General features: G+C 69.4%; 20 protein-coding genes and 1 pseudogene. 12 read left to right on the top strand and 9 right to left on the bottom strand.

Annotated elements, in window-relative coordinates:
* Positions 1 to 22 precede the first annotated feature (22 nt).
* Positions 23 to 952 carry a threonine ammonia-lyase gene (locus AC0662_RS02305; protein WP_478297967.1) on the top strand — a complete coding sequence of 310 codons (930 nt, stop codon included), beginning with the start codon at positions 23 to 25 and terminating at the stop codon, positions 950 to 952.
* Here AC0662_RS02305 and AC0662_RS02300 read toward each other — a convergent pair.
* The gene (locus AC0662_RS02300; protein ID WP_452196026.1) at positions 949 to 2,397 is read right to left on the bottom strand and encodes a glycosyltransferase family 87 protein; all 1,449 of its coding nucleotides are present in this window, start codon (positions 2,395 to 2,397) and stop codon (positions 949 to 951) included. The two genes, AC0662_RS02305 and AC0662_RS02300, sit on opposite strands and share 4 nt — an antisense overlap.
* Positions 2,398 to 2,480: 83 nt before the next feature.
* The gene (locus AC0662_RS02295) at positions 2,481 to 2,975 is read right to left on the bottom strand and encodes a MarR family winged helix-turn-helix transcriptional regulator (protein WP_452196025.1); all 495 of its coding nucleotides are present in this window, start codon (positions 2,973 to 2,975) and stop codon (positions 2,481 to 2,483) included.
* Positions 2,976 to 3,014: 39 nt separating this feature from the next.
* On the opposite strand from AC0662_RS02295, the gene AC0662_RS02290 reads away from it, so the two are divergent.
* Together AC0662_RS02290 and AC0662_RS02285 are read left to right on the top strand one after the other, a co-directional pair.
* Entirely contained in the window at positions 3,015 to 4,028 is a 1,014-nt protein-coding gene (locus AC0662_RS02290; protein ID WP_478297964.1) for a DMT family transporter, read from the top strand.
* A complete protein-coding gene (locus AC0662_RS02285) occupies positions 3,937 to 4,956 on the top strand; it encodes a LacI family DNA-binding transcriptional regulator (RefSeq protein WP_478297962.1) in 1,020 nt (339 codons plus the stop codon). The genes AC0662_RS02290 and AC0662_RS02285 overlap by 92 nt, the downstream gene beginning before the upstream one ends.
* Here the strand turns inward: AC0662_RS02285 and AC0662_RS02280 are convergent.
* The 4 genes from AC0662_RS02280 to AC0662_RS02265 are packed head-to-tail and all read right to left on the bottom strand — an operon-like array spanning position 4,932 to position 10,383.
* Positions 4,932 to 6,854: a beta-galactosidase gene (locus tag AC0662_RS02280; protein ID WP_478297960.1), complete on the bottom strand. Its 1,923-nt coding sequence runs from the start codon at positions 6,852 to 6,854 to the stop codon at positions 4,932 to 4,934. The two genes, AC0662_RS02285 and AC0662_RS02280, sit on opposite strands and share 25 nt — an antisense overlap.
* 4 nt (positions 6,855 to 6,858) lie before the next feature.
* Positions 6,859 to 7,764, bottom strand: coding sequence for a carbohydrate ABC transporter permease (locus tag AC0662_RS02275; RefSeq protein WP_452196021.1), 906 nt, complete (start codon positions 7,762 to 7,764; stop codon positions 6,859 to 6,861).
* Entirely contained in the window at positions 7,761 to 8,669 is a 909-nt protein-coding gene (locus AC0662_RS02270; protein WP_478297958.1) for an ABC transporter permease, read from the bottom strand. The genes AC0662_RS02275 and AC0662_RS02270 overlap by 4 nt, the downstream gene beginning before the upstream one ends.
* Before the next feature lie 46 nt (positions 8,670 to 8,715).
* Entirely contained in the window at positions 8,716 to 10,383 is a 1,668-nt protein-coding gene (locus tag AC0662_RS02265; protein WP_478297956.1) for an extracellular solute-binding protein, read from the bottom strand.
* A 108-nt stretch (positions 10,384 to 10,491) separates the two neighbouring features.
* On the opposite strand from AC0662_RS02265, the gene AC0662_RS02260 reads away from it, so the two are divergent.
* Both AC0662_RS02260 and AC0662_RS02255 read left to right on the top strand, forming a co-directional pair.
* Complete coding sequence (locus AC0662_RS02260; RefSeq protein WP_478297954.1) at positions 10,492 to 11,682, top strand: ROK family protein; 1,191 nt, start codon at positions 10,492 to 10,494, stop codon at positions 11,680 to 11,682.
* 169 nt (positions 11,683 to 11,851) lie between these two features.
* Positions 11,852 to 14,761: a glycoside hydrolase family 3 C-terminal domain-containing protein gene (locus AC0662_RS02255; RefSeq protein ID WP_478297952.1), complete on the top strand. Its 2,910-nt coding sequence runs from the start codon at positions 11,852 to 11,854 to the stop codon at positions 14,759 to 14,761.
* Here AC0662_RS02255 and AC0662_RS02250 read toward each other — a convergent pair.
* Positions 14,705 to 15,436: a MerR family DNA-binding transcriptional regulator gene (locus AC0662_RS02250; RefSeq protein ID WP_452196016.1), complete on the bottom strand. Its 732-nt coding sequence runs from the start codon at positions 15,434 to 15,436 to the stop codon at positions 14,705 to 14,707. The genes AC0662_RS02255 and AC0662_RS02250 overlap by 57 nt on opposite strands.
* Before the next feature lie 103 nt (positions 15,437 to 15,539).
* Here AC0662_RS02250 and AC0662_RS02245 point away from each other — a divergent pair, with 103 nt between their 5' ends.
* Genes AC0662_RS02245 through AC0662_RS02235 form a run of 3 tightly spaced genes read left to right on the top strand, consistent with a single transcriptional unit; the run spans position 15,540 to position 18,084 of the window.
* The gene (locus tag AC0662_RS02245; protein WP_478297950.1) at positions 15,540 to 16,535 is read left to right on the top strand and encodes an ABC transporter ATP-binding protein; all 996 of its coding nucleotides are present in this window, start codon (positions 15,540 to 15,542) and stop codon (positions 16,533 to 16,535) included.
* Positions 16,532 to 17,302: an ABC-2 family transporter protein gene (locus AC0662_RS02240; protein WP_478297948.1), complete on the top strand. Its 771-nt coding sequence runs from the start codon at positions 16,532 to 16,534 to the stop codon at positions 17,300 to 17,302. Before AC0662_RS02245 ends, AC0662_RS02240 begins: the two co-directional genes overlap by 4 nt.
* Entirely contained in the window at positions 17,302 to 18,084 is a 783-nt protein-coding gene (locus AC0662_RS02235) for an ABC transporter permease (RefSeq protein WP_478297946.1), read from the top strand. The genes AC0662_RS02240 and AC0662_RS02235 overlap by 1 nt, the downstream gene beginning before the upstream one ends.
* 2 nt (positions 18,085 to 18,086) lie before the next feature.
* Here the strand turns inward: AC0662_RS02235 and yicI are convergent, their stop codons facing one another.
* A complete protein-coding gene (gene yicI, locus AC0662_RS02230; RefSeq protein WP_478297944.1) occupies positions 18,087 to 20,306 on the bottom strand; it encodes an alpha-xylosidase in 2,220 nt (739 codons plus the stop codon).
* A gap of 118 nt (positions 20,307 to 20,424) precedes the next feature.
* Between yicI and AC0662_RS02225 the strand changes: the two genes are divergently transcribed.
* From AC0662_RS02225 to AC0662_RS02215, 3 genes are all read left to right on the top strand, one after another.
* Positions 20,425 to 21,102 carry a response regulator transcription factor gene (locus tag AC0662_RS02225; protein WP_452196011.1) on the top strand — a complete coding sequence of 226 codons (678 nt, stop codon included), beginning with the start codon at positions 20,425 to 20,427 and terminating at the stop codon, positions 21,100 to 21,102.
* A gap of 147 nt (positions 21,103 to 21,249) precedes the next feature.
* Positions 21,250 to 22,545, top strand: coding sequence for a sensor histidine kinase (locus AC0662_RS02220; RefSeq protein ID WP_452196105.1), 1,296 nt, complete (start codon positions 21,250 to 21,252; stop codon positions 22,543 to 22,545).
* 60 nt (positions 22,546 to 22,605) lie between these two features.
* Positions 22,606 to 22,797 (top strand): DUF1918 domain-containing protein, encoded by a 192-nt coding sequence (locus AC0662_RS02215; protein ID WP_452196010.1) that lies wholly within the window; start codon positions 22,606 to 22,608, stop codon positions 22,795 to 22,797.
* A gap of 6 nt (positions 22,798 to 22,803) precedes the next feature.
* Here the strand turns inward: AC0662_RS02215 and AC0662_RS02210 are convergent, their stop codons facing one another.
* Positions 22,804 to 23,700 carry a LysR family transcriptional regulator gene (locus AC0662_RS02210; RefSeq protein WP_452196009.1) on the bottom strand — a complete coding sequence of 299 codons (897 nt, stop codon included), beginning with the start codon at positions 23,698 to 23,700 and terminating at the stop codon, positions 22,804 to 22,806.
* A gap of 38 nt (positions 23,701 to 23,738) precedes the next feature.
* On the opposite strand from AC0662_RS02210, the pseudogene AC0662_RS02205 reads away from it, so the two are divergent.
* Positions 23,739 to 24,449: pseudogene (locus AC0662_RS02205) on the top strand (DMT family transporter); the annotation flags it as partial.
* Between the last annotated feature and the right edge of the window lie 71 nt (positions 24,450 to 24,520).

Genomic DNA, 24,520 nt, shown 5'->3' with positions numbered 1-24,520 from the left:
CAGGCCTTTTAAGGTCTGGTGTATGCCGACACTCGACGACATCCGCCACGCCGCCCGGGACCTCGAGGGACGGATCCACCGCACCCCGATGCTGACCTCGTCGGCACTGAACGAGCACTTCGGCGCCGACCTGGTCCTGAAGGCCGAGCTGTTCCAGAAGACCGGCAGTTTCAAGGTCCGCGGCCTGCTGACCAAGCTGCTCCGGCTGTCCGCCGCGGAGCGGGAGCGCGGCGTGATCACCGTCTCGGCCGGGAACGCGGCCGGTGCGCTCGCCTGGGCCGCGCGCGACGCCGGCGTCACGGCGACGGTCGTGATGGCGAAGACCGCCGTACCGGCGAAGATCGCCGCGGCCCGCGGGTACGGCGCCACCGTCGAGCTCGTCGAGGGCGATCTGATGGCCGAGTACGCGCGGATCCGCGACGAACGCGGACTGACCGGTGTGCACCCGTTCGACGACGAGGACGTGATCGCCGGTCACGGCAGCCTCGGGCTGGAACTGCTGGCGGATCGCCCGGACCTCGGCACCGTGATGGTTCCGATCGGTGGCGGCGGCCTGATCTCGGGCGTCGCGACCGCCGTGAAGCTGCTGAAGCCGTCGATCCGGGTGATCGGGATCGAGCCGGAGCAGGCCGACGTGGTCAGCCGCAGCCTCGAAGCCGGCTCACCGCAGGCGCTCCCGACCGCCCGCTCGATCGCCGACGGCCTCGCCGCACCGATCTGCGGCACCCGCAACTTCCCACTCGTCCAGCAGTACGTCGACGAGGTGGTCCGCGTCAGCGAAGACGCCCTCCTGGACGCGACCCGCCTGGTCATGTCGCGCACCAAGCTCGCCCTCGAACCCGCGGCAGCCGCTCCCTTCGCGGCACTGCTCCAGGGCAGCGTCGAGCTCGCCGGGGTCACCGCCACCGTCGTCAGTGGCGGCAACCTCGACGTGTCGAAGCTGCTGCTCTAAGCCGGCGCGAGCCGCCGCGACTGCGCGGCGGAGCGGACCCCGTCCGACGGGTCGTCCACCAGGTCGCCCCGGCGGACCGGATCTTTCTCCGGAAGCAGGATGTCGCGAGCCACGACCAGCATCAGCCACAGCGTGCCGGCCATCCGGAGGATCACCGACAGCCAGTAGATCCGGTCCGGCACCTGCGGATCGCCCGGCGCCAGGAACTGCGCGAGATGCATCCAGACCAGCATCCAGTAGAAGCATTCGCAGGCCTGCCAGATCAGCCAGTCCCGCAGCCGCGGCCGGGCCAGCGCGACCAGCGGCAGCAGCCACAGCACGTACTGCGGTGAGTAGACCTTGTTGACCAGCAGGAACGCGGCGACCACCAGGAACGCCAGCTGCGCGAATCTCGGTGGCCGGGGCGCCATCAGCCCGAGGATCGCGATCGACAGGCACAAGCCGGCGAAGATCACGATGTTCAGCTGGTTGACGTCCGCGACCTCGTGCTGGGCCAGCTTCAAGACGTACCAGATCGAGCCGTAGTCGCTCTCCCGCTGGTCGTTGAACTGCCAGAACGACAGCCACTCGTTCTTCGCGAGCAGGTAGATCGGCGCGTTCACCAGGCCCCACGCGACCACGGACGCGATCGCCGCCTGGAACCACGGCCAGAGTTTCCGGCCGCGCAGACAGACGATCAGCAACGGCCCGAGCAGCAGGAACGGATAGAACTTCGCCGCCGTACCGAGGCCGAGCAGGATGCCGAACCACACAGGTCTCCCGCGCGACCATGCATACATCGCCCCGGCGGTCAGCGCGACGGCGAACAGGTCCCAGTTGATCGTGGAGGTCAGTGCGAGCGCGGGTGCGGCAGCGACGTACAGGGCGTCCAGTGGCTGCCCGCGCGCCGCGCCCGGGCGCTTTGCGACCCCGCGGGCGGTCGCGGCGGTGAGGCCGACGATCAGCAGCGCGCAGAGGAAGAGCATCACGGTGTTGACCACGAAGAACACGCCGGCCGTGTCGCGCTTCTGCTCGACGGTAAGGTCCTTCTTCGGGTCACCGGTGATCAGCCAGGTGATCTGCGCGGCGACCTCCATGAAGCCACCGGTGAGCACCGGGTACTCGAGCACCGGATAGTTGCCGGTGTCCAGGAACGGCCGGTTACCCTCCGCGAAACCGCGCTCCTGGTACAGGAACCCGATGTCGGAGTAGCACAGCGCCTTGAACGGCCGCCAGCTCTGCCGGTCCCAGCCGGCCTCCATACACGGCGCCTTCTGCAGGACGCCGAGCCCGAAGGTGATCGTGCACACCGCGAGCACGATCCGCAGCGGCGTCCACCACGACGAGCTGATCCGGGCGAACCGCCCGGTCGGCCCACCGAGCCCGACGGTCAGGCCGGCCACCGCCGGTTCGAGGTCCGACGGTGCCTGCGCGAGCTCACGTTGTGGTGCAGTCACGGTCGGCATCATCTCCTATTGCCCGTATGGCGACCAGGTGAGGTTACCCATCCGACACCAGGTAGGTCAGGAAGCACCACCCGCGCGCCGCGTCAGTTCGGGGGTTCGAGATGCGCGAGCCACTTGGTGAGGAGGGTTTCGAGGTGCGTGGTCTCGTCCGGTGTGAGGGCTTCGAGGAGCCGTCGCTCGTTCGCCATGTGGGCCGTGAACGCCTTGTCGATCAACCGTCGCCCGGCCGGAGTCAGCCGGACCACGCGACCGCGACCGTCCGCGTCGCTGCGCCGGCGCTGCACCAGCCCCGCCTCCTCGAGCCGATCGACCCGCTTGGTGACCGCCCCGGTCGTCACCATCGTGTGCAGCGCCAACTCCCCCGGCGCCCGCTCGTACGGCGCTCCGGCGCGGCGCAACGCCGCGAGCACGTCGAACTCCCCCTCGGTCAGCCCGTACTTGCCGTACAGCAGCGTCAACTCGCCGGTGAGCTGATTCGCGATCCGGTGCAACCGGCCGATCACACCCTGCGGACCGGTGTCGACGTCCGGTCGCTCGACCCGCCACTCCGCCTGGATCCGCGCCACATGATCGGTCACCCGTGCACTATATCTTCCCGGGAAGATACAATGTTTTCCATGGAAGATACTTTCCGCTGGTCCCTCGTCACCGCGATCGCCCCGATCGCCTGGGGTACGAACTACTTCGTCACCCACGAGTACCTACCGCCCGGACACCCCTTGTACGGCGCGGTTCTGCGCGCCCTGCCCGCCGGTCTCCTGCTCCTCGCACTCGCCCGCCGGCTCCCCCGCGGCGCCTGGTGGTGGCGCTCTCTGGTCCTCGGGGTCTGCAACATGGGCGCCTTCTTCGCGCTCATCTACCTCGCGTCCCAACTGCTGCCGGTCAGCCTCGCGTCGACGATCATGTCCGCCGCACCGTTCGCCATGGCCCTGTTCGCCTGGGGCCTGCTCGCCGAACGACCGACCCCCCTCGTCCTGACCGGAGCGACCGCCGGAATCGCCGGCGTCGTACTCCTACTCGGCGCCGGCGCGACCACCGTCGACTTCCGCGGCGTGGCAGCCTCGGCCGCCGCACTGACGATGTCGTCCTGCGGCTATGTCCTGGCGAAGAAGTGGGGCCGCACCGACGACGGACCCCTCGCCACGACGTCGTGGCAGCTGATCGCCGGCGGCCTCGTCCTGATCCCGTTCGCGATCGCCGTCGAAGGCTCCCCGCCGCACCTCGACCTCCCCGCCATCGCCGGTTTCGCGTACGTCGGACTCGTCGCGACCGCAGTCGCGTTCACCGCCTGGTTCGCGGGCCTGCGCAGACTCCCGGCCGCCACCGTGGGTCTGATCGGGCTCCTGAATCCGGTCACCGGCGTCCTGCTCGGCGTGCTGTGGTCCGGCGACGTCCTGACCGCGCGCCAGGTCCTCGGACTCGGCCTGGTCCTGCTCGGGATCGCCGTCAGCCAACTACGGCCCGGCGGCGTGTCGAAGCGCTTCGAAGGGAGTAGAACTAGCTGGGGTAGAACAGGTGCACACACACGAGAGGGGCACCATGGTCACGATCGCCGACGTGGCCCGGCATGCCGGGGTGGCGACCAGCACGGTGTCCTACGTGCTCAGCGGGAAGCGGACGATCTCCCCTGACACCCGCGACCGGGTCCAGCGCAGCGTCCGTGCCCTCGGGTACCGGCCGAACGCGAGCGCCCGCGCACTGGCCAGTCAGCGGTCCAACGTGCTGGCGCTGGTGATCCCGCTGCGGACCGGCATGCATGTCCCGGTGATGATGCAGTTCGCCACCGCTGTGGTGACCACGGCCCGCCGGTTCGACCACGACGTACTGCTGCTGACGGCGGACGAGGGGCCGGACGGGCTCGAGCGGGTCGCGCAGAGTTCGCTGGTCGACGCGCTCGTGGTGATGGACGTCGAACTGCACGACGAGCGGGTGCCGGTGCTGCGCGGGCTGCCGATGCCATCGGTGCTGATCGGGTATCCGGAGCAGGCCGACGGACTGACGTGTGTCGACCTGGACTTCGTTGCCGCGGGCGCGCAATGCGTCGATCACCTGGCCGACCTCGGCCACCGATCGCTCGCGCTCCTCGGTACGCCGTCGGCGGTGTACGAGCGGCAGACCGGGTTCGCGCAGCGCACGCTCACCGGCTTCGCCGAGGCCGCGGCGCGACGCGGGGTGCTCGGGGTCGAGACGCCGTGTGAGCACACGTTCGACGCGATCCTGCACACCGTCGAGCAACTGCTGGACGACCATCCGGGGATCACCGGACTCGTCGTCCAGAACGAGCCGATCATCGGCCCGCTCCTCGACGTACTGCGCCGCCTCGGCCGCCGGGTGCCCGAGGACATGTCGCTGGTGGCGATCTGCGCGGACGACGTCGCGGAACGACAGGTCCCGCAGCTGTCGTCCGTCACGATCCCCGCGGACCGGATCGGCGTCCAGGCGGTCGAGTCGCTGATCACCAAGCTCGAGGGCGGCACCGTCCCCGAGCTCACCTTGCTGCCGCCGGCGCTCACCGCCCGCGGCAGCTCAGCCCCTCACTCCGACCGCACCACCGCATAACCTCCGGCCGGCACCACGACCTCGCCGTCGAGGCTCTCGCCGGTGACCAACTCGGTCCCTTCCGCTGCGACGGTTACCTCTTCACCACCGTGGTTGATCAGGAACGTCCACGTCGTGTCCCCGGTCCGCCGACGCACTGTCTCGACAGGCGCTCCACCGTCGACCAAACGGTGGACGAGATCCGCCGCGGTCTCGTCGTCCAGCTCCGTCGACACGTACCACGCCGTACCGGCGCCGACCCGGTGGCGCGTGATGGCGGGTTTCCCGTCGAGCACTCCCCCGGCGTACCGATCGACCACCTCAGCCGCGACGGCCCGCACGTCCTCGCTCCACAGTCGCCCGCGCCCGCCTGAGGCCAATTCCACTGTGTCCTCGACCGGGTGGAACTCCTCCACCCGCACGCCGAGCAGTTCCGCGAACGCCCCCGGATAACCACCGAGCCGCACCCGCAGATCCGGATCCACGATCCCGCTGAAGTACCCGACCACGAGCTGGCCACCGCCCTCGACGTACGCCGTGAGGTTCGCCGCGGCCTCGTCGGAGACCAGGTAGAGCGACGGCACCACCACCAGCCGGTACGACGACAAGTCGGCCTCCGGTGACGCGAAGTCGACCGTCACGCCGGCCCGCCAGAAGTGCCGATGCGCGGACCGTACCGCCGCGAGGTAGTCCAGCGACGACGACGGCAGATGCGTGCCCTGCATCGCCCACCAGCACTCGACGTCCCACAGCACCGCGACCTCGGCCTGAACGTTGCTCTCAGCAACCTCAGCCAACCGCGGCAGTACCGCGCCGAGCTCCGCGATCTCGGAGAACATCCGGCTGTCCGGCCCGGCATGCGGAACCATCGCCGAGTGGTACATCTCGGACCCACCCCGCGACGCCCGCCACTGGAAGAACAGCGCGCCCCGCGAGCCACGGGCGATGTGCGACATGCTGTGCCGCGCCATCCGCCCGGGCTCCTTCGCGTGCAGCCGATGCCCGGCGTTCAGCGTCCCCGCAGCCTGCTCCATCAGCAACCACGGCTTCCCTCCGGCCCAGGCCCGCGCCAGGTCCGCCCCGAACGCGGTCTGTTCCTCTGCGCCGATTCCCACCTGGTCCGGGTAGTGGTCGATGGCAACGACATCGACCGCGTCCGCCCATCGCGCATGGTTCACCGGCACCCAGCCGCCGAACACGAAGTTCGTCGTGACCGGCAACTCCGACCGCGCCCGGATCTCGCTCTTCTGCTCGAGATAGGCGGCCAGCAACTCGTCCGACCAGAACCGCCGATAGTCCAGGTACTGCGTCGGATTCACCAGGTACTGCGTTTTCCGCGGCGGCTCGATCTCCGCCCACTCGCCGTACCCCTGGCTCCAGAAGGCCGTCGTCCACGCCTCGTTCAACCGCGCGAGCGACCCGTACCGTTCCCGCAGCCACGCGCGGAAACGCTCCGCCGCGAGCGGGCAGTAACACGTCGTCCCGTACTCGTTGTGCACGTGCCACAGCGCGAGCGCCGGGTGATCGGCGTACCGCTCGGCCAGCGCCCGCGCGATGCCACGCGCCGCCCCGCGGTACGCCGGCGCGCACGCGCAGTACGTGTCCCGGCTGCCATGCGTCAGCCGTACGCCGTCGGCGGTCACCGGCAGCGCCTCGGGGTGCAAGCGGCTGAACCAGGGCGGTGGCGACGCGGTCGGGGTGGCGAGGTCGACGCTCACCCCGCCCGCGTGCAGCAGGTCCAGCACCTGATCCAGCCAGCCGAACTCGTACCGGCCCGGTGCCGGTTCCAGACTGGACCAGGAGAAGACGCCGACCGTCACCAGGTTCACGCCGGCCCGGCGCATCAGGTCGACGTCCTCCTTCCAGACCGCCGGGTCCCACTGCTCGGGGTTGTAGTCACCGCCGTACCAAAGACTCATGGGGTCAGCCTTTCACCGCGCCGATGATGACGCCCTTCTGGAAGTGCCGCTGGATGAACGGGTACACCAGCAGGACCGGCACGATCGCGATCACCACGATCGCCATCTTGATCGCCAGACCCGGCGCCGGCTGCAGCCCCAGGCCGACACCGGTCGCCACTCCGCCGGCGCCGGTCGGCAGCGGCTGCTGCTGCACGATGTACGTCCGCAGCACCATCTGCAGCGGCCACTTGGTGTTGTCGTTGATGTAGAGGAGCGCGTTGAAGAACGCGTTCCAGTAACCGACCGCGTAGAACAGCCCGACGACCGCGACCACCGCCTTCGACAGCGGCAGAACGATCCGGCGCAGGATGGCGAGCTCGCCCGCTCCGTCGATCCGGGCGCTGTCGATCAGCTCCCCCGGGATGCCCATGAAGAACGACCGCATCACGATCAGGTTGAACGCCGAGATCGCGGCCGGCAGGATCAGCGACGCGTAGTGGTCGATCAGCCCCAGCGAGTTCACCACGAGATAGCTCGGGATGATGCCCGGCCCGAACAGGAACGTCAGCAGCACCACGAACAACAGCGGACGGTGGAACAACGACCCCGGCCGCGACAACCCGTACGCCGCCAGCACGGTGATCCCGAGACTGAACGCCGTACCGATCGCGGTGATCACCACGCTGATCAGCAGCGCCCGGGTCACCACACCACCCGACAGCAGCTGCACGTACGCCGCCACGGTCAGCTCCCGCGGTACGACGACCAACCCGCCGGCCCGCGTCACGGCCTCTGTCGTCGAAAGGCTGGTGACAACCACGACGTACAACGGGAACGCGACCGCCAAGGCGATCAGCGTCAGCACGACGGGCTTCCCGATCCGGTCGACGACCGTCGGTTCTTCCTCCCAGACAGCTCGTGCGGTCATGAGCGCGAATACACCCCCTGCTCGCCCACCATGTGAGCGAATCGGTTGGCCACGAGGACGAGGACAAGGCCGACGACACCTTTGAACAGGCCGGCGGCGGCGCCGTAGCCGAAGTCGCCGACGAGCAGGCCCTGGTAGTAGACGTAGGTATCGAGAACCTCCGCGGCGCCACCGCCGACGGCGCTGCGTTGCAGGATGAACTGCTCGAAACCGACCGTCAGCGCGTCGCCGAGACGCAGGATCAGCAGCAGCACGATCACCGGACGCAGGCCGGGCAGCGTGATGTGCCAGAGCCGGCGCCAGCGGTTCGCGCCGTCGGCCGCTGCGGCCTCGTAGAGCGCGGGGTTGATGGTCGACAGCGCCGCGAGGAACACGATCATCCCCCAGCCGGCGTCCTTCCAGACCGCCTGCGCGGTGACCAGCAGGATGAACGTGTCCGGCTTGGTCATCAGGTCGATCGCCTGGTGCCCGTGGTCGCGCAGCGTCTGCGAGAGCAGGCCGGCGCCACCGATCATCTGCTGGAACAGCGAGACGACCAGGACCCAGGAGAAGAAGTGCGGCAGGTACACGACACCTTGGACGATGTTGCGGACCTTGGCCGAGAGCACGCTGTTCAGCAGCAGGGCCAGGGCGATCGGGACCGGGAAGAAGAACGCCAGCTGGACGGCGGTGATCGACAGGGTGTTCGCGACCGCGCGCCAGAACGCGGGCTCGGCGAACATCCGGGTGAAGTTTCCGAACCCGATGAAGTCGCTGCCGCGAATCCCGGCGTACGGCGAATAGTCCTGGAAGGCGATCACGTTGCCGAGCGTCGGAAAGTAGTGGAACACCCCGAGCAAGACCACTACCGGCAAGACCATCAGGAGCAACGGCCAGTCCCGCCGCAACCGATGCCGAAACGCCATGCTCCCAACCCGGGTGGTCCGCGCCCGCGCCCCGCGGACCCGGACCCTACCGACCGTTGTCACTGAGGACCTTGGCGTAGAAGTCGCGGCCTTCGTTGCCGCCGTTGTCCTGCCACTGCTTGACGGCGGTCTTCAGCGCGCTCACCGGACGCCGCCCGCGGAAGATGTCCTGCAGCGCGTCGTCGAACGGCTGGCTCAACGCGGCCATCTTGGCCGGCTGCTCGACCCGGATCCCGTCGAACAGGTTCTTCTCCCGGACCTTCGCCGCCGCGTTCTGCCAGGCACTCATCGCCGGCACGTATCCCGGGTACTCGCTCTCGGTGATCGCCGTCGGCCGCCCACCGAGGAAGACGTACGTCTGGGAGACCTCCTTCTGCCCCAGCGCCGTCAGCTTCGGAGCCCCCGACGGCTGCTTGGTGTAGTGCTTGCCCTCGACCCCGTACGTGTAGAGCTGGTACTCCTCGGTCCCGAACGGTGCGGAGGTGTAGTTCAGCACCCCGAGCAGTTCCTTCACCCGGTCCTCACCGACACCCTTCTTGACGAACGTGAAGATCCCGGCCGGCTCACCGCTCCACACGATCGGCGTACCGCCGTCGTGCGCGAACGGCATCACCGGCTGCGGGTTGAACTTCGGGTTGATCGGCAACTGCCGCTGCAGCGCCTCGTGCCAGCCACCCAGCCCGTTCTGCCGGATCAACAGCTTGCCGCCCTCGAACAAGGCGTTCTCGTCCGCGCCCGCGTTCGCGACGACCTCCGGGTGCACGTAGCCCGACTGGAACAGCTTGCGAACGAACCCGACCGCCTCCTCGAACTCCGGAGTCTCGATCTTGTTCACCAACTTGCCGCTGGAATCCTTCCGCCAGCTCCCCGGCGCCCCGAACGCCCGGATCATCTCGTCCGCCACGCTGCCGTACGCCCAGCGGCCCGCCTTCGCGTCCGTCAGTTGCTTGCCCAGCGCCAGCAGATCGTCGGCGTTCTTCGGCGGCTGCGCGCCGAGCTGGTCGAAGAGGTCCTTGCGGTAGAACAGCGCCCACGGGAACCCCTCGGACGGGAACGGCACGGCCTTCAGCTGCGAGTTCCAGACGCCGTACGCCCAGGCCCGGGTCGGCAGGTTGGCCAGCATCGGGTACGCCGACACCTTGTCCCCGGCCAGATGCGGCGTGAGGTCCTCGAACAGCTTGTCCGCGGCCTGCCCGAACCGGGTCAGACCGGAGATGTTCCAGCCCGGGATGCAGAGCAGCTCCGGAACGTTACCGGCCGCAAGGATCGGGCCGAGCTTGTCGCCGTAGTCGTTGCCGTTCAGGATGTTGAAGCGCAGCGGCGCGCCGAGCCGCTCGTTGTTCGCGTCGAAGTAGGAGTTGTTGCCCAGGCCGGGTGGCAGCGGGCTCCACAGCGGCGTCATCGCGGTGACTTCCTTGCCGCTCGGCACCATCTTGTCCGGTACGGCGCGGCGCAGTTCGCTCGGGTAGTGCGAGAAGCCCGGCGAGGCGCCGTTCTCCCCCGGCAGGTCCGGCTTCACCGACTCGTACGCGATGTACTTCGGCAGCAGCCCGGACAGCTTGTCCTCGGTCTCTGCCCGGCCGGTGGTACTCGATCCCGAGCCGCCGCCGGAGCAGCCGGTGAGCGTGGCCCCGCCGGCGGCAGCCGCCGCGCCGCCGCCGAGCAGGGAGATGAAGGTCCGGCGGCTGGGTCCGCCGATCGCTGGTCCGGTCACGTCGCATCCCCTAGACTTAGTTGGGCTAGTAGCCAAACAAATTAACGCAGAGCCGACAGCGCGACAAGGTGTAGAACTGACCCAGCACTTCTTTCGACGGGACGGACCTTGAGCACACAGACCGCGGACCACTCCGACATCCGCGCCACCAATCTGGCCGCGGTGCTGGGCCACCTGCGCCGCGAGGCGCCCTGCTCGCGGGCGGCGATCGCGTCCGGGACCGGACTGAACAAGGCGACCGTGACGAGCATCGTCGGGGAGCTGCTCGACCGCCGACTGGTCCGCGAGACGCAGCAGACGCAGAACCACGTCGGCCGCCCCGCGACCTTGCTGGTGCTCGACGGGTCGGCGTACGCGACGATCGGGCTCGAGGTGAGCGCGCGTGGGCTGACCGCGCTGAGCTGCGACGCGGCCGGCGAGCAGGTACTGCGCTGGCACCGCGCGGGTCCCGGTGTGGACGCGGGGCCGGCGAAGACGACCGCCGCTCTGGCCGCACTGGCCCGCCGTGCGATCACGACGTTGCAGTCGTCGGGCAGACGGGTGCTCGGCATCACGGTCGGCGTACCCGGACTGGTGAACCGCGAAGGCACCGTCGTACTCGCGGCCGGGCTGGGCTGGCGCGACGTACCGCTGAAGACAGAACTCGCGGCGGCGCTCGGACGGCCGGACATCCCGGTGCGGGTCGACAACGACGCGTCGCTCGGGGTGCTGGCCGAGCATCTCTACGGCCCGCTCGCCGGGACCGCGAACCTGATCCACCTCACCGGCGACACGGGCGTCGGCGCCGGCATCATCGCCGACGGCCGCCCACTCGCAGGCCATCTCGGGTACGTCGGGGAGATCGGGCACCTCCGCCTGATCCCGGACGGACCGGTGTGCGGCTGCGGACGCCGCGGCTGTCTCGAGGCGCTGGCGAGCCTGCCGGCGATCCTCGCGCGGGTCGACGGGACGAGCGACGACGATCCCCAGCACCAGCTCGACGCCCTGATCCGGCGCGCCGCCGCCGAGGAGACCGCGGTCATCGAGGTACTCACCGAAGCCGGTACCCACCTCGGCCACGGCATCGCCGCGCTGGTCAACATCCTCAACCCCGAGGTCGTCGTCCTCGGCGGCGCGTACGGCCTGCTCGCCGAGCACCTCACCCCGGCGATCGACAAGGCGCTCCGCGAAGCCACCACGGCGCCCGACGCCGGCGGCTGCACCATCGTCGCGTCCAACCACCCGCACACCGCCACTCCCCTGGGCGCCACCGCCCAGGCCCTGACCCCGCTGACCCAAGGTCGCCTCCCGACCCCCTGACGCCTTGTGCGGTCGGGGAAAGCGCGTGCCGCGCTGGTCGGTGAGGGGTTGACCGCGGGCGTGCGGGATGCCACTCTCTGTTCCACGCCCGATCTGTCGAAGCGCTTCGATGACGCCGTGATGACCTTGTCGAAGCGCTTCGACACAGAGTTCATGGAGTCGATCGCCGATGAGTACTCCAGCCGCGCCGTACCCGTTCCGCGACCCGTCCCGACCGCTCGCTGAACGCGTCGACGACCTGCTCGCCCGGCTCACCCCGGATGAGCGGATCGCGATGCTGCACCAGCACCAGCCAGCCGTCGCGCGGCTCGGGCTGGAACCGTTCCGGACCGGGACCGAGGCGCTGCACGGTGTCGCCTGGCACGGTCCCGCGACCGTGTTCCCGCAGGCGATCGGCCTGGCGACCAGCTGGAGCCCGGACCTGGTGGGCGCGGTCGGCGCGGCGGTCGGTGACGAGGTGCGCGTGTTCCACCGCAAGGACCCGGTCGGCGTCGGCCTGAACGTCTGGGCCCCGGTGGTCAACCCGCTGCGCGACCCGCGCTGGGGCCGCAACGAGGAGGGGTACGCCGAGGATCCCTGGCTGACCGGGGTGATCGCCACGGCGTACGCGGGCGGGCTGGCCGGCGACGACCCGACGTACCTGAAGACGGCTCCGACGCTCAAGCACTTCCTTGCCTACAACAACGAAACCGACCGCTGTACAACCTCGAGCAACCTCCCGCCGCGCGTGCTGCACGACTACGAACTGCCGGCGTTCCGCGCCCCGATCGAGGCCGGCGTCGCGGTCGCGGTGATGCCGTCGTACAACCTGGTGAACGGCCGGCCCGCCCACCTCAGCCCGCTGATCAACGACGTACTCCGGACCTGGACGACCGACGACGTGCTGGTGGTCAGCGATGCGTACGCACCCGGAAACCTCTTCGGCCTGCAGCAGTACCTCCCCGACGGCCCCACCGCGTACGCCGCCGCGCTGCTCGCCGGCGTGGACAGCTTCACGCAGGACGACACCAACGCGGGCCCGACCATCGAGCGCCTCACCGCGGCCCTTGACCGTGAGCTGATCACGTCCGCGGACATCGACAGAGCGGTACGCCGAGCGCTCGCGATCCGGTTCCGCCTGGGCGAGTTCGACCCGCTGGAGCTCGACCCGTACCGCGCGCTCGAGCCCGAGTTGGTGAACTGCCCGTCGCACCGCCGCCTCGCGCAGGACGCGGCGCGGCAGGCGATCGTGCTGCTGAAACACGAGTGCCACGTCCTGCCACTCACCACGTCGACCCGCATCGCGGTCGTCGGCCCACTCGCGGGCACGTTGTCGGAGGACTGGTACGCCGGCACGCTGCCGTACCAGGTCACGGCGCTCGACGGCATCGCGGAACGCGTGGAGCAGGTCGAGTACTGCGAGGGCGTCGACCGCATCACGCTGCGGGTCGCGGACTCCACGGCGTACCTCGCCGTCGACGCGGACGCCGTACTGCGGACGAACGCCGAGCCTGGTGAGTTCGATCTGTTCGACTGGGGTGGGGATGCGTTCGCGTTGCGGTCGGTGCGGAACGGGCAACACCTGACCGTCACGGACGACGGCGAACTGATCGCGGACCAGCCCGGGCCGAACGGGTGGGAAGTCAAGCAGACGTTCGGCCTGCTGCGATCGGCCGACGGGCTGCTCATCCAGCATCTGCACAGCGGGCGCTACCTCCAGGTCCGGCCCGACGGTACGGTCGGCCTCGCCGCTGAGGCGACCGCGTTCGAACTCCACGTGACGGTCGACGGCGCGGCCGCGGCAGCCGAACTCGCCGCTCGCGCCGACGTCGCGATTGTTGTTGCGGGCAACCACCCGCTGGTGAACGGACGCGAGACCGAGGACCGCGCGAGCCTCGATCTCCCGGCCGCTCAGGACCGTCTGATCCGCCAGGTGCACGCAGCGAACCCGCGGACCGTGCTGGTGTTGAGCAGCAGCTACCCGTTCGCGATCGGCTGGGCGCAGCAGCACCTGCCCGCGATCCTCTGGTCCGCGCACGGTGGACAGGAGTACGGTCGAGCGCTGGCCGACGTACTGTTCGGCGACCACGACCCGTCGGGACGCCTGACCCAGACCTGGTACCACTCGGCCGCGGACCTCCCCGGCCTGCTGGACTACGACATCATCGCGACCGACGCGACGTACCTCTACTACCGCGGCACTCCCCTCTACCCCTTCGGCCACGGCCTCAGCTACACCACCTTCGCGTACGGCGACCTCTGCCTGAGCGAGCCCACGGACGGGAAGGTCACCGCGACCTTCACCGTCACGAACACCGGCGACCGGCCGGGGACCGAACTGGCCCAGCTCTACACCCGCCAGCAACGCTCACGGGTCAAGCAACCGCTCCGCCAGCTCCGCGCCTTCCATCGAGTCGCCCTGCAGCCCGGCGAAACCACCGAGATCGAACTGACCGTCGCGATCAGCGACCTGGGCTTCTGGGACGTCACCCGCGACCGCCACTGCGTCGAAACCGCTCGGCACAGCATCATGATCGGCCGCTCGAGCACCGACCTTCGTCTCACCACCACCCTCGACGTCCGCGGCGAACGCATCCCACCCTGCACCCTCAACCTGGCCGCCACCGCCTTCGACGAATACTGCGCGATCACCCTGACCGCCGCACCGAACGAGCACGGCGACGCCGTCACCTCACTGGAACCCCAAGCCTGGCTGTCCTTCGACGACCTGCTCCTCGAGTCCACGCCCTACCAGGCCCGAGCAGCCAACCGCAGCAACCAACCAGCCACGATCGAACTCCGCCTGAACGACCCCTTCCACGGCCAACTCCTCGACACCCTCCAGATCCCACCCACCAACGACCTCATCTGGGTCACCGGAGATCTGCATTTCGACAGTACGTATACGTCCACTGGGCACAGCCGCGAGCCCGCGCACGCCTGCGACTCGGCTCAGGTGCCGGGCAGTGGACATATACGTACTGTCGAAATGCCGCAGACCCTCTACCTGGTCTTCTCTGCTGCCGATGTCGTGTTGGAGGGGCTACGCGTGAGCGGCCCGCCAGTTCAGGTAGGTGACGAGGGCGGCGTCGGCTCGTAGGCGGGCGAGACTGCGCTCGTGCAGTTGGGCGTCGCGGCGGTTGAGCTCGGCGCCGACCCGTTCGGGGCGTCCGTCCGGCGAGGAGTGCATCTCGTCGAGGGCGGCGCGGATGATCGCCATCGGGAAGTTCCCCTCCCGCAGCAGCCGGACGAGGTGCGCGTCGCGTGCGGCGCCGACGTCGTACCTGCGGTAGCCGGTGGTGCGCTCACGGACCGGATGGACGAGTCCTGAGCGTTCCCAGAAACGCAGCGCTGAGGTTCGAACGCCCAGCAGATCGGCCAGCTGACCGATCCGCAGCGGGGCGCCCTGGCGAGTGATCTGCGCGAGTGCGGCGGCCATTCGCGGGTCGGCGTCGAGTGGGTGCGTGACCACGACTTCGAAGGCCCGCAACGCCTGCTGGATACGTTCACGTTCCCGATGCAGCGCCGCGTGCGCCTCGTCGACACGCGCCACCGCTGTCCGCAGGTCGTCGCGGTGCACGGCAGCCAGGATCGTTGCCGCGGCATCCCATCCGTACGCGTGGACCAGCACCCGCGCGGCCGTCAGCGCCTGGCGGTGCGATTCGTCGAACTCCCGATAGCCGGCCGCCGAACGGCTCGCCAGCGGCAGTAGTCCGGCCTGCTCGTAGTTCCGCACCTGCTGGACCGAGATCCCGGCCTCCTCGGCCAGCGTCACGCCGCGCACAGTCCTTGACGCACCGGTTGAGGGTTTTCCCACGGGACTCCTAAGTCGTTGTGCGGCAAACAGTCCACCGGCACTTCAACGATAAACTTTAAGCATGGATGCCGTCGAGGTGGCCGACTTGTCGATGACCTACCGCGTACCGGTCCGCGACGGCGGGCTCGTCGCGGCGGCCCGCGCCCTGGTCCGGCGGCAGCACCGCGACGTCCGTGCGGTCCGTGACCTCAGCTTCCGGATCCCGGCCGGGCAGGTGGTCGGATTTCTCGGCCGGAACGGGGCCGGCAAGACGACCACGCTGAAGATCCTGGCCGGCATCCTGCACCCGACCGGCGGCACAGTCCGCGTCCTCGGCGAAACCCCGTGGCGGCGACGCAACCACTACCTTCGCGAGATCGCCTTGATCCGCGGCAGTCAGCCGATCGGCGACGCACCGGAGCTCACCGTGCTGGACTCGTTCCACTACCAGCAGGTGCTCTACGAGATCGTCGACCCGGAGTTCAAGCGCAATCTGGCCGAGCTCAGCGAGCTTCTCGAACTCGGCCACATCCTCCAGCGACAGGTGCGCGCACTGAGCCTCGGCGAGCGGATGCGAGCCGGCCTGGCGCTCGCGCTGGTCTATCGCCCGAAGGTCCTGTTCCTCGACGAGCCCACCATCGGGCTCGACGTCTCCGCCGCGCGGATCATCCGCACCTTCATCGCCGAGTACGCCGCCCGCACCGGCGCCACCGTGCTCCTGACGAGCCACACCATGGCCGACGTCGAATCGCTGTGTCCGCGCTTGATTCTCGTGGACGACGGCGCGATCGCGTTCGACGGTCGCCGCGACGAGCTCGGCGCGCTGTTCGCACCGGCCAAGCTGATCCGGGTGACCCTGACCGACGACGATCCGGACCTGACGTCGTACGGCGACGTACTGCACCGTGATGGGAACCAGTGGCTGCTGCGGGTCGGCCGCGACGCGGTGCCGGCGACCACTGCGCGACTGCTCGCGCGGTTCGCGGTCGCGGACCTGTCCGTCGAGGAGCCATCGCTCGAGAGCGTGATGGACCAGGCCTATCAGAGCCTGCGACGGACGCGGGACCTCGCGTCGTGAGCCGCATCCTCCGACTGGTTCGGCTGGAGATCTGGCGACAGATCCTTGGCTGGTCCGGAGCCTGGTGGTTCCTCGTCACGCTGATCCTCGGGCAGGCGGTCGCGCCACTGCTCGGGCTCTTCCTCTGGCGGCACGTCCCCGGTGCGGGCGCGCAGGTCAGTAGCTACTACCTGGCCGTCATCTGTGTGGCGCTGCTGACAGCCTCGTTTGAGAACCACACGTTCGCGCAGGCGATCTACAACGGTTCGGTCGCCACCGCCCTGCTCCGGCCGCAGCCCGCTGTGATCGGACCGCTCGGCGAGAACCTGGCGATCCGCTTCTGGATGTTCCTGCTCGGCATCCCGCTGCTCGTCGTGGTCGGGTTCGCGACGGGCGCGAGCTTCGGGCCGCTGGCGGTGCTGACCGCCGTACCAGCGCTCGTCCTTGCCGCAGTTCTGCACTTCCTGTTCGTGTGGACGCTCGCGATGGCGGCCTTCTGGACAGAGCGAGTGCACGCGGTCGTTGCCTTCGGCACCGTATTGATCTTCCTGCTCGGCGGCTCCGCGGCACCGAACGCACTGCTTCCCGATCCGCTGCGGACCATCGCCCAGGTCCTGCCGTTCCGCTCGATGCTCGGCTTTCCCGCCGAGCTGGCCGCCGGCAACCTGACGTCCACTGCCGCAGCCACGGGGTACGCGGTCTCGGTGGTGTGGACAGTGGTCCTGGGCAGCTGTGCCGTCGGTGCCTGGCGGCTCGGCGTCCGCCGCTACACCACAGTGGGGGCCTGATGCGTTCCGCGCGCTTGTTCGGTACGGCGTTCTCGTTGTCGCTGCGACGTGCCTTCGCCTACCGGACCAACTTGTTCTTCGATGTCCTGCTGGCTGTCCTGCAGTTGACCGCGTCGATCTCCGCCATCGGGATCGTCTTCAGCCGCACCGGACTGCTCGCCGGATGGACCGCCGGACAGATGCTCGCCCTCACCGGCACGTATGCGCTGATCACCGGCCTCCGCGCGACGTTCCTGGACCCGAGCCTCGCGGGCTTCGACCAGCAGATCCGTGACGGTCAACTCGACGCGTACCTGCTCCGGCCGGCGAGCAGCGTCGTACTCGCGACCTGCACCCGGCATGCGCCGCTCGCGCTGGTGCAAAGCGTGCTCGGCCTGGGCGTGATCGTCCTCGGACTGCACAGGCTCGGCACTGTCCCATCGCCCGGCGCCGTCGTCGCATGGGCCTTACTCACACTCATCGGGTTGCTCATCGGCTGGGCCACCTCGGTCGGGCTGGCGGCACTCGCGTTCTGGGCACCGCGGCTCAGCCTCGGTGTGTTGCACGGCGCCGCTTGGGAGACCGGCCGCTACCCCGTCGACATCTACGGGCGCTGGCTCCGGCGTCTCCTCACCTTCGGCTTCCCCGTCGCCGCCCTCACCACGTGGCCGGCGCTGACTCTCACCCGAGGCCCTGACCCCGGCATCCTGATCGCGGCGGTCCTGCTCGGCTCCGGCTTCACCGCGGCGACGCTGCTCCTCTGGCGCCTGGGTGTACGGCGCTACACCGGCGCGACCTCGTAGTCTCAGCAGCGCTTGACCGTGTAGCTCGGGCAGGAGCCATCGGTGACGCGGGAGGTCACCTCGTCGGCGTGGAGTGCGAGTTCGATAACGGCGGCCACTCCCCCGTCGGCGTCGGGCAGAGCGACCGTGGTGGTCTGGCCTTCTGATGGGTTGAACCAGCGCAGCTCGACGTCGGCAGACCAGTCGTACTCCGGTCGGTCGTCTACGGCGCCGACCGGGATGACTGCGCCCTCACGGACCAGGAGCGGGACGCTGTCGAAGGCGTGGGTCTGCGTCACCCAGCGAGAACCTTCGAGAACCTCGCCAGTGAGCAGCGACGTCCACCGGCCGGCTGGCAAGTAGAACGAGACCTCGCCGTCGAAGCTCATCACGGGCGCGACCAACAGGTCCGGCCCGAGCATGTACTGACGATCCAGATAGGCGACCGCGGGATCGTCCGGGAACTCCAGCACCATCGGCCGCATCATCGGTACGCCGTCCCGATGCGCCTCGCCCGCCGCCGCCACGAGGTACGGCATCAACGACAGCTTCAGCTTGGTGAACTTTCGCAGTACGTCGACCGCTTCCTCGTCGAAAGCCCACGGCACCCGGTACGACGACGAGCCGTGCAAGCGCGAGTGCGACGAAAGCAGTCCGAACGCCACCCAGCGCTTGAAGATCGCCGGATCAGGCGTCCCCTCGAAGCCGCCGATGTCGTGGCTCCAGTACCCGAACCCGGACGCGGCCAGCGACAACCCGCCGCGCAGCGACTCCGCCATCGCCTCGAACGTCGACTCGCAGTCGCCACCCCAATGCACCGGGAACTGCTGACCACCCGCGGTCGCGGAGCGCGCGAAGAGCACCGCGTCGCCCTCGCCGCGGTTCTCCTCCAGCAGACCGAACACGGCCGCGTTGTACAGCTGCGCGTAGTAGTTGTGCATCCGGTCCGGGTCCGAGCCGTCGTACCAGGCGACGTCGGTCGGGATGCGTTCGCCGAAGTCGGTCTTGAAGCAGTCGACACCGATGTCGATCAGCGCCTGCAGCTTCGACCGGAACCACGCCGTCGCGTCCGGGTTGGTGAAGTCGACGATCGCCATCCCGGCCTGCCACATGTCCCACTGCCAGACCGAACCGTCGGGACGCTTGAGCAGATAGCCGAGGCGGCGGCCTTCCTCGAACAGCACCGAGCGCTGCGCGATGTACGGGTTGATCCACAGGCTGACCCGCAGACCGCGATCCTTCAGGCGACGGACCATCCCGGCCGGATCCGGGAACGCGACCGGGTCCCACAGGAAGTCGCACCAGTGGAACTGCCGCATCCAGAAGCAGTCGAAGTGGAAGACGCTCAGCGGCAGGTCACGCTCAGCCATCCCGTCGACGAACGAACTGGTCGTCTCCTCGGTGTAGTCCGTGGTGAACGACGTCGACAACCACAGGCCCATCGACCACGCCGGGACGCGCGCCGGCCGCCCGGTCAGCGCGGTGTAACGCCGCAGGACGTCCTTCGGGGTCGGGCCGACGAAAACGTAGTACCCGAGCTCCTGGCCCTCGACGCTGAACTGGTTGCGCGACGTGACCTCGGAGCCGACCTCGAACGAGACCCGCGCGGGGCTGTCGACGAGAACGCCGTACCCCTTGCTGCTGAGGTAGAACGGGATGTTCTTGTACGCCTGCTCGCTGGACGTACCGCCGTCGGCGTTCCAGCTGTCGACGACCTGACCGTTCTTCACGAAGGCACCGAAGCGTTCGCCCAGGCCGTAGATCGTCTCGCCGACCCCGAGGGCGAGCTGCTCGTGCAGGTAATGCTTGCCGTCGGCATCGGTGATCAGACCGACGCTGCGCTCGGCCGAGTTCGTCAACGGCCGGCCGTCCTGCTCGAAACGGACGTCCCACGGGCCGTCGAGCCTGATCACCACGCTCAGCTCGCCCGACGTCAGCCGCGCCTCGGCGGCCCCGACGTCCACCTTGACCGGATGCTCGTCCTCGGTGTTCAGCCGGTACGCCGGTCGCGCGGGCAGGCCACCGAGATGATGACCGATCCGGACCCCGATCACGCCGGGCGCGGGCGCCGAGAACGTCACCGTGAACATCGGCTGGTTGAGGGTGTCGCCACGACGCGCGATGCGCTGGGCCGGCGCGAACACGGTCAGCTCCCGCGGCCCGGCGACCACGCTCTCGACCTCGGCCGGCCGCAACCGGGTGAGCCCCGCCCGGAGTTGCCAGTACCCGTCGGTGAACTTCATCGTGGCCACTCTCCCGTGGTTGTCGAAGCGCTTCGACAACGCTAGGTGGGGCAACTTCACGACGTCAAGTTGCCGGGCTCTCAGCGGACTCTCAGCGGTCTGCGGTGAGACTGTGGGCATGCGAGTGCTGATGGTCGAGGACGAACTGCGGCTGGCCGACACGGTCCACCGCGGGCTGACCGACGCCGGGTTCGTGGTCGAACTGGTGCACGACGGCGAGAACGCGGTCTGGGCGGCGACCGAGCACAGCTACGACGTGATCGTCCTGGACATCATGCTGCCCAAGCTGAACGGGTACCGCGTGCTCGAACTGCTCCGGGCCCGCGGCATCTGGACACCGGTGCTGATGCTGACCGCGAAGGACGGCGAGTACGACCAGACCGACGCGTTCGACCTCGGGGCCGACGACTACCTGACCAAGCCGTTCAGCTTCCTGGTCCTGGTGGCCCGGCTGCGGGCCTTGATCCGGCGCGGCGGCCCGGAGCGGCCGGTGGTACTGACCGCGGGCGACCTGTCACTGGACGTGGCCCGCCGCCGGGTGGAGCGGAACGGGAAGGAAATCACCCTCACGCCGCGCGAGTACGGCCTGCTGGAGTTCCTGATGCGGCACCGCGGCGACACCGTCAGCAAGACCGAGATCCTCGCCAACGTCTGGGACCCCGCTTTCGACGGCGACCCGAACGTGGTCGAGGTCTACGTCCGGTACCTGCGGAAGAAGATCGACACGCCGTACGCACGGCACGCGATCGAGACCATTCGCGGGATGGGCTACCGGCTGAATCCCGAGGGCGGCTGACCTCTCTGGACGACCTGCGAAAATGGCGGGGTGAGCACGGTCGTGCGACGACGCGTTGACGGGTGGTACCGGACCGCCGGCGGCTTGCGGCAGGCCAGCGTGCGCAGCCGCTCGACGGCGGCGGCGGTGATCGTGGTCGCCGTGGCGATGATGCTCGGGGCGACCGCGCTGCTGCTGCTCCTGCAGCGCGCGCTGATCACCGAGGTCTCGGACGCCGCCGAGGGCAGGGTCGCCGACGTCGCCCAGCAGGTCAGCACCGAGGGTACGGCGGGCCTCGCGCGCGACCTCACCCAGACCACCCGCGCCAGCCAGCTGGTGCAGGTCCTGGACTCGTCCGGACGGGTGATCGCCGCCTCCTCCGCCCGGGTCGGCACCACTCCGCTGACCGATCTCCGCCCGCCGGCCGGTGCGCTCTTGCGCGCCGAGGTCGGCGAGATGCCGCTGATCGACGACGATCACTCGTTCCTGGTCGTCGCCCAGGGCGCGTCGCACGGCGGTCAGACGTACACCGTGGTGGTCGCCTCGTCGGTGCAGACCCAGCGACAGACGGTCGGCACCGTCGCGAAGTACCTGGCGATCGGCTTCCCGGCGCTGCTGATCGTGGTCGGGGTGGCCGCCTGGCTGATGATCGGGCGGGCGCTGCGGCCGGTGGACCGGATCCGGGCCCGCGTTCAGGGCATCGGGAGCCGGGACCTGACCGAGCGGGTTCCGGTGCCGCCGACCCGGGACGAGATCGCACGGCTCGCGGTGACGATGAACGAGATGCTCGACCGGCTGGAGACTGGGCAGGCGACCCAGCGGGCGTTCGTGGCCGACGCCAGCCACGAGCTGCGGTCGCCGTTGGCCACGCTGACCGCGGCGCTCGAGGTCATCGAGGCGGACACCTCCGGGAAGGCGTGGAACGAGCTGCGGCAGGTGATGGGGACCGAGACCGACCGGATGCGTCAGCTCGTCGAGGACCTGCTGCTGCTCGCGAAGGCCGACGACACCGGGATCCGGATGCGGCAGACCGACGTGGACCTCGACGACCTGGTCGCCGCGGAGATCCAGCGGCTGCGCAGTTCGGCCCCCGAGCTGAAGGTCACCGGCGACGTCCGGCCGGTCCGGGTCGTCGGCGATCCGGCACGCCTGAGCCAGGTACTGCGCAACCTCGTCGACAACGCCGCGCGCGCGGCGCACAGCACGGTCCGGCTGACCACCGCCGAGGAGAACGGATCGGCGATCATCACGGTCGAGGACGACGGCGACGGGATTCCCGAGGAGGACCGCCAGCGAGTCTTCGAGCGTTTCGTCCGCCTGGACACCAGCCGTTCCCGGGCCAGCGGCGGCTCCGGCCTCGGCCTGTCCATCGCGCGCGAGATCACCCGCGCCCACCACGGCACGATCGCGCTCACCCCGTCGAGCAGCGGCGGTACAACGGCCACGGTGACCCTCCCGAACTGACCTGAGGGGTGGTGCGGGCCGCTCACCAGGACCAAGCTGGGGGTAAGGAGGTGGGGACTGGTGAAAGCGGAAGCAGGCGACCAAGTCGTCGTGGAGACCAGCCATCTGATGACGCACCGGCGGGAGGGCCGGATCGTCGAGGTCCACGATCCGGACGGCGCACCGCCGTACCTCGTGCACTGGAGCGACACCGACACCGAGTCGCTGTTCTTCCCGGGGCCGGACGCGCACATCGTGCACGCCGGGCGGTAGGAGTCCTCAGCCGGCCGGTTTGCGGATGGTCGCGGCCGCGTGCCGCAGGTTGGTGAGAGTCGTCCGTACGGCGCGCCGGGCCGTTCGCTCCGGCCGGTAGAGGGCGTCGATGTCGCGGCGGGCGTGCACTCCGAGCAGCGGGCGGAGGACCACGCCGGGATGCGCGCGGGCCGTCCAGCGCGGGATCAGGGCCAGCCCCGCGCCGGCGGCGACCAGCTCCGCGACCACGCTGAACTCGTTGACCCGATGCACCAGCTCGAGCCGCTGGTTGGCCGCCGCCCCGATCGCCTCGATCGTCGCCATCAGCGGGAATCCGTCGTGCACGGTGATCCACGGGTCGCCGGCCACGTCCCGCGGTGACAGCGAGCGCTTCGACGCCAACCGATGGTCAACGGGTACGGCGACATCCAGCGGCTCCTGCAGCAACGGCGTGACGGCGACTGTCCGCGGCCACGCGGCGGCGTGGTCCATCCGGTGCGCCAGCACCACGTCGTATTCGCGGGTCAACGCCGGGAACTCGTCCTGAGGTACGTCCTCGTCGTGCAGCGTGAGTCGCGGGGCATCCTCCGCCCGCAGCAACACCGGGAACAACGCGGCGGCCGCGCTGTGGAACGCGGAAATCGACACCACCGCGTCGGGCTGCTCGGCGAAGTCATCGACCGCGTGTCGCGCCCGCGCCAAGGCGGACTCGACATCCGCCGCGGCCGCTGCCAGCGCGCGCCCGGCGGCGGTCAGGACCACCCGCCGGCCGTCGCGTTCGGTCAACGGCACCGGGATCGATCGCTGTAGGAGCCGGAGCTGCTGCGAGATCGCCGACGGCGTCACCAGCAACGCCTCGGCCGCCGCCGTCACGCTGCCGAGCTCACCGACTTCCCGCAGGATCCGCAGCTGCCGTTCGTCCATTTCGACAGTGTAGGTCTGCTACAGGATCGCTTTAGAAAGTGGGGCTTGGCTTCAACGTCGGACCGGCTCACCCTGGGTCCGTGCCCGCGCCCCGCCGTACCGATCTCGTTCTGCTGCTCGTCGCCATCGTCTGGGGTTCGAGCTACCTCGCCGCCAAGACCGCGACCGCGGTCACGCCGGTGCTTGCCGTCCTCTTCGTTCGGTACGCCATCTCGGCCGGCGCGCTGGTCCTGTTCGTCCGGCGCATCAACCGCCGGGAGCTCCGCATCGGCGTCGTCCTCGGCCTCACCCAGGCGGCGGTGCTGATCCTCGAGACGTACGGCGTCACGCACACCAGCGCGGCCAACGCCGGACTGATCATCAGCCTGACGCTCGTCCTCACCCCGCTCCTCGATCGCCGCCGGCTACCGTCCCGCTTCTATCTGGCCGCGGCGACCTGCGTTGTCGCGGTCGGCCTCCTGATGGCCAGCCACGGTCTTCACGCGCCGGGCGTCGGCGATCTGCTGATGCTTGCCGCGGCCGTCGTTCGCGCCGGCCACGTCGCGCTCGTCGGCCGCCTCGCCACCGACCTCCGGCCACTGCAACTGACCACGGTTCAAGCGATTGTCGGTACGGCGCTCTTCGCGATCCCCGCCGTACGACACCTGCCGGCGATCCCCGCCGTGGGCTGGCTGCAACTCGCCTATCTCGCCTTGTTCTGCAGCGTTTTCGCGTTCCTCGCGCAGACCTGGGCCATCCAGCGCACGTCGGCCAGCCGCGCCAGTCTGTTGCTCGGCACCGAGCCGCTCTGGGCCGTTGCCATCGGCCTCGGTCTCGGCGA

The organism is Kribbella sp. NPDC043289 (assembly GCF_056436705.1).
This window is presented reverse-complemented; position numbering and strand designations above follow the sequence as displayed.

Excerpts from the sequence above, each read along its gene's own strand:
- AC0662_RS02305 (WP_478297967.1), top strand. The coding sequence starts at position 23 with ATGCCGACACTCGACGACATCCGCCACGCCGCCCGGGACCTCGAGGGA.
- AC0662_RS02300 (WP_452196026.1), bottom strand. The coding sequence starts at position 2,397 with ATGCCGACCGTGACTGCACCACAACGTGAGCTCGCGCAGGCACCGTCG.
- AC0662_RS02290 (WP_478297964.1), top strand. The coding sequence starts at position 3,015 with ATGGAAGATACTTTCCGCTGGTCCCTCGTCACCGCGATCGCCCCGATC.
- AC0662_RS02285 (WP_478297962.1), top strand. The coding sequence starts at position 3,937 with ATGGTCACGATCGCCGACGTGGCCCGGCATGCCGGGGTGGCGACCAGC.
- AC0662_RS02280 (WP_478297960.1), bottom strand. The coding sequence starts at position 6,854 with ATGAGTCTTTGGTACGGCGGTGACTACAACCCCGAGCAGTGGGACCCG.
- AC0662_RS02275 (WP_452196021.1), bottom strand. The coding sequence starts at position 7,764 with ATGACCGCACGAGCTGTCTGGGAGGAAGAACCGACGGTCGTCGACCGG.
- AC0662_RS02270 (WP_478297958.1), bottom strand. The coding sequence starts at position 8,669 with ATGGCGTTTCGGCATCGGTTGCGGCGGGACTGGCCGTTGCTCCTGATG.
- AC0662_RS02255 (WP_478297952.1), top strand. The coding sequence starts at position 11,852 with ATGAGTACTCCAGCCGCGCCGTACCCGTTCCGCGACCCGTCCCGACCG.
- AC0662_RS02245 (WP_478297950.1), top strand. The coding sequence starts at position 15,540 with ATGGATGCCGTCGAGGTGGCCGACTTGTCGATGACCTACCGCGTACCG.
- AC0662_RS02235 (WP_478297946.1), top strand. The coding sequence starts at position 17,302 with ATGCGTTCCGCGCGCTTGTTCGGTACGGCGTTCTCGTTGTCGCTGCGA.
- yicI (WP_478297944.1), bottom strand. The coding sequence starts at position 20,306 with ATGAAGTTCACCGACGGGTACTGGCAACTCCGGGCGGGGCTCACCCGG.
- AC0662_RS02225 (WP_452196011.1), top strand. The coding sequence starts at position 20,425 with ATGCGAGTGCTGATGGTCGAGGACGAACTGCGGCTGGCCGACACGGTC.
- AC0662_RS02220 (WP_452196105.1), top strand. The coding sequence starts at position 21,250 with ATGATGCTCGGGGCGACCGCGCTGCTGCTGCTCCTGCAGCGCGCGCTG.
- AC0662_RS02210 (WP_452196009.1), bottom strand. The coding sequence starts at position 23,700 with ATGGACGAACGGCAGCTGCGGATCCTGCGGGAAGTCGGTGAGCTCGGC.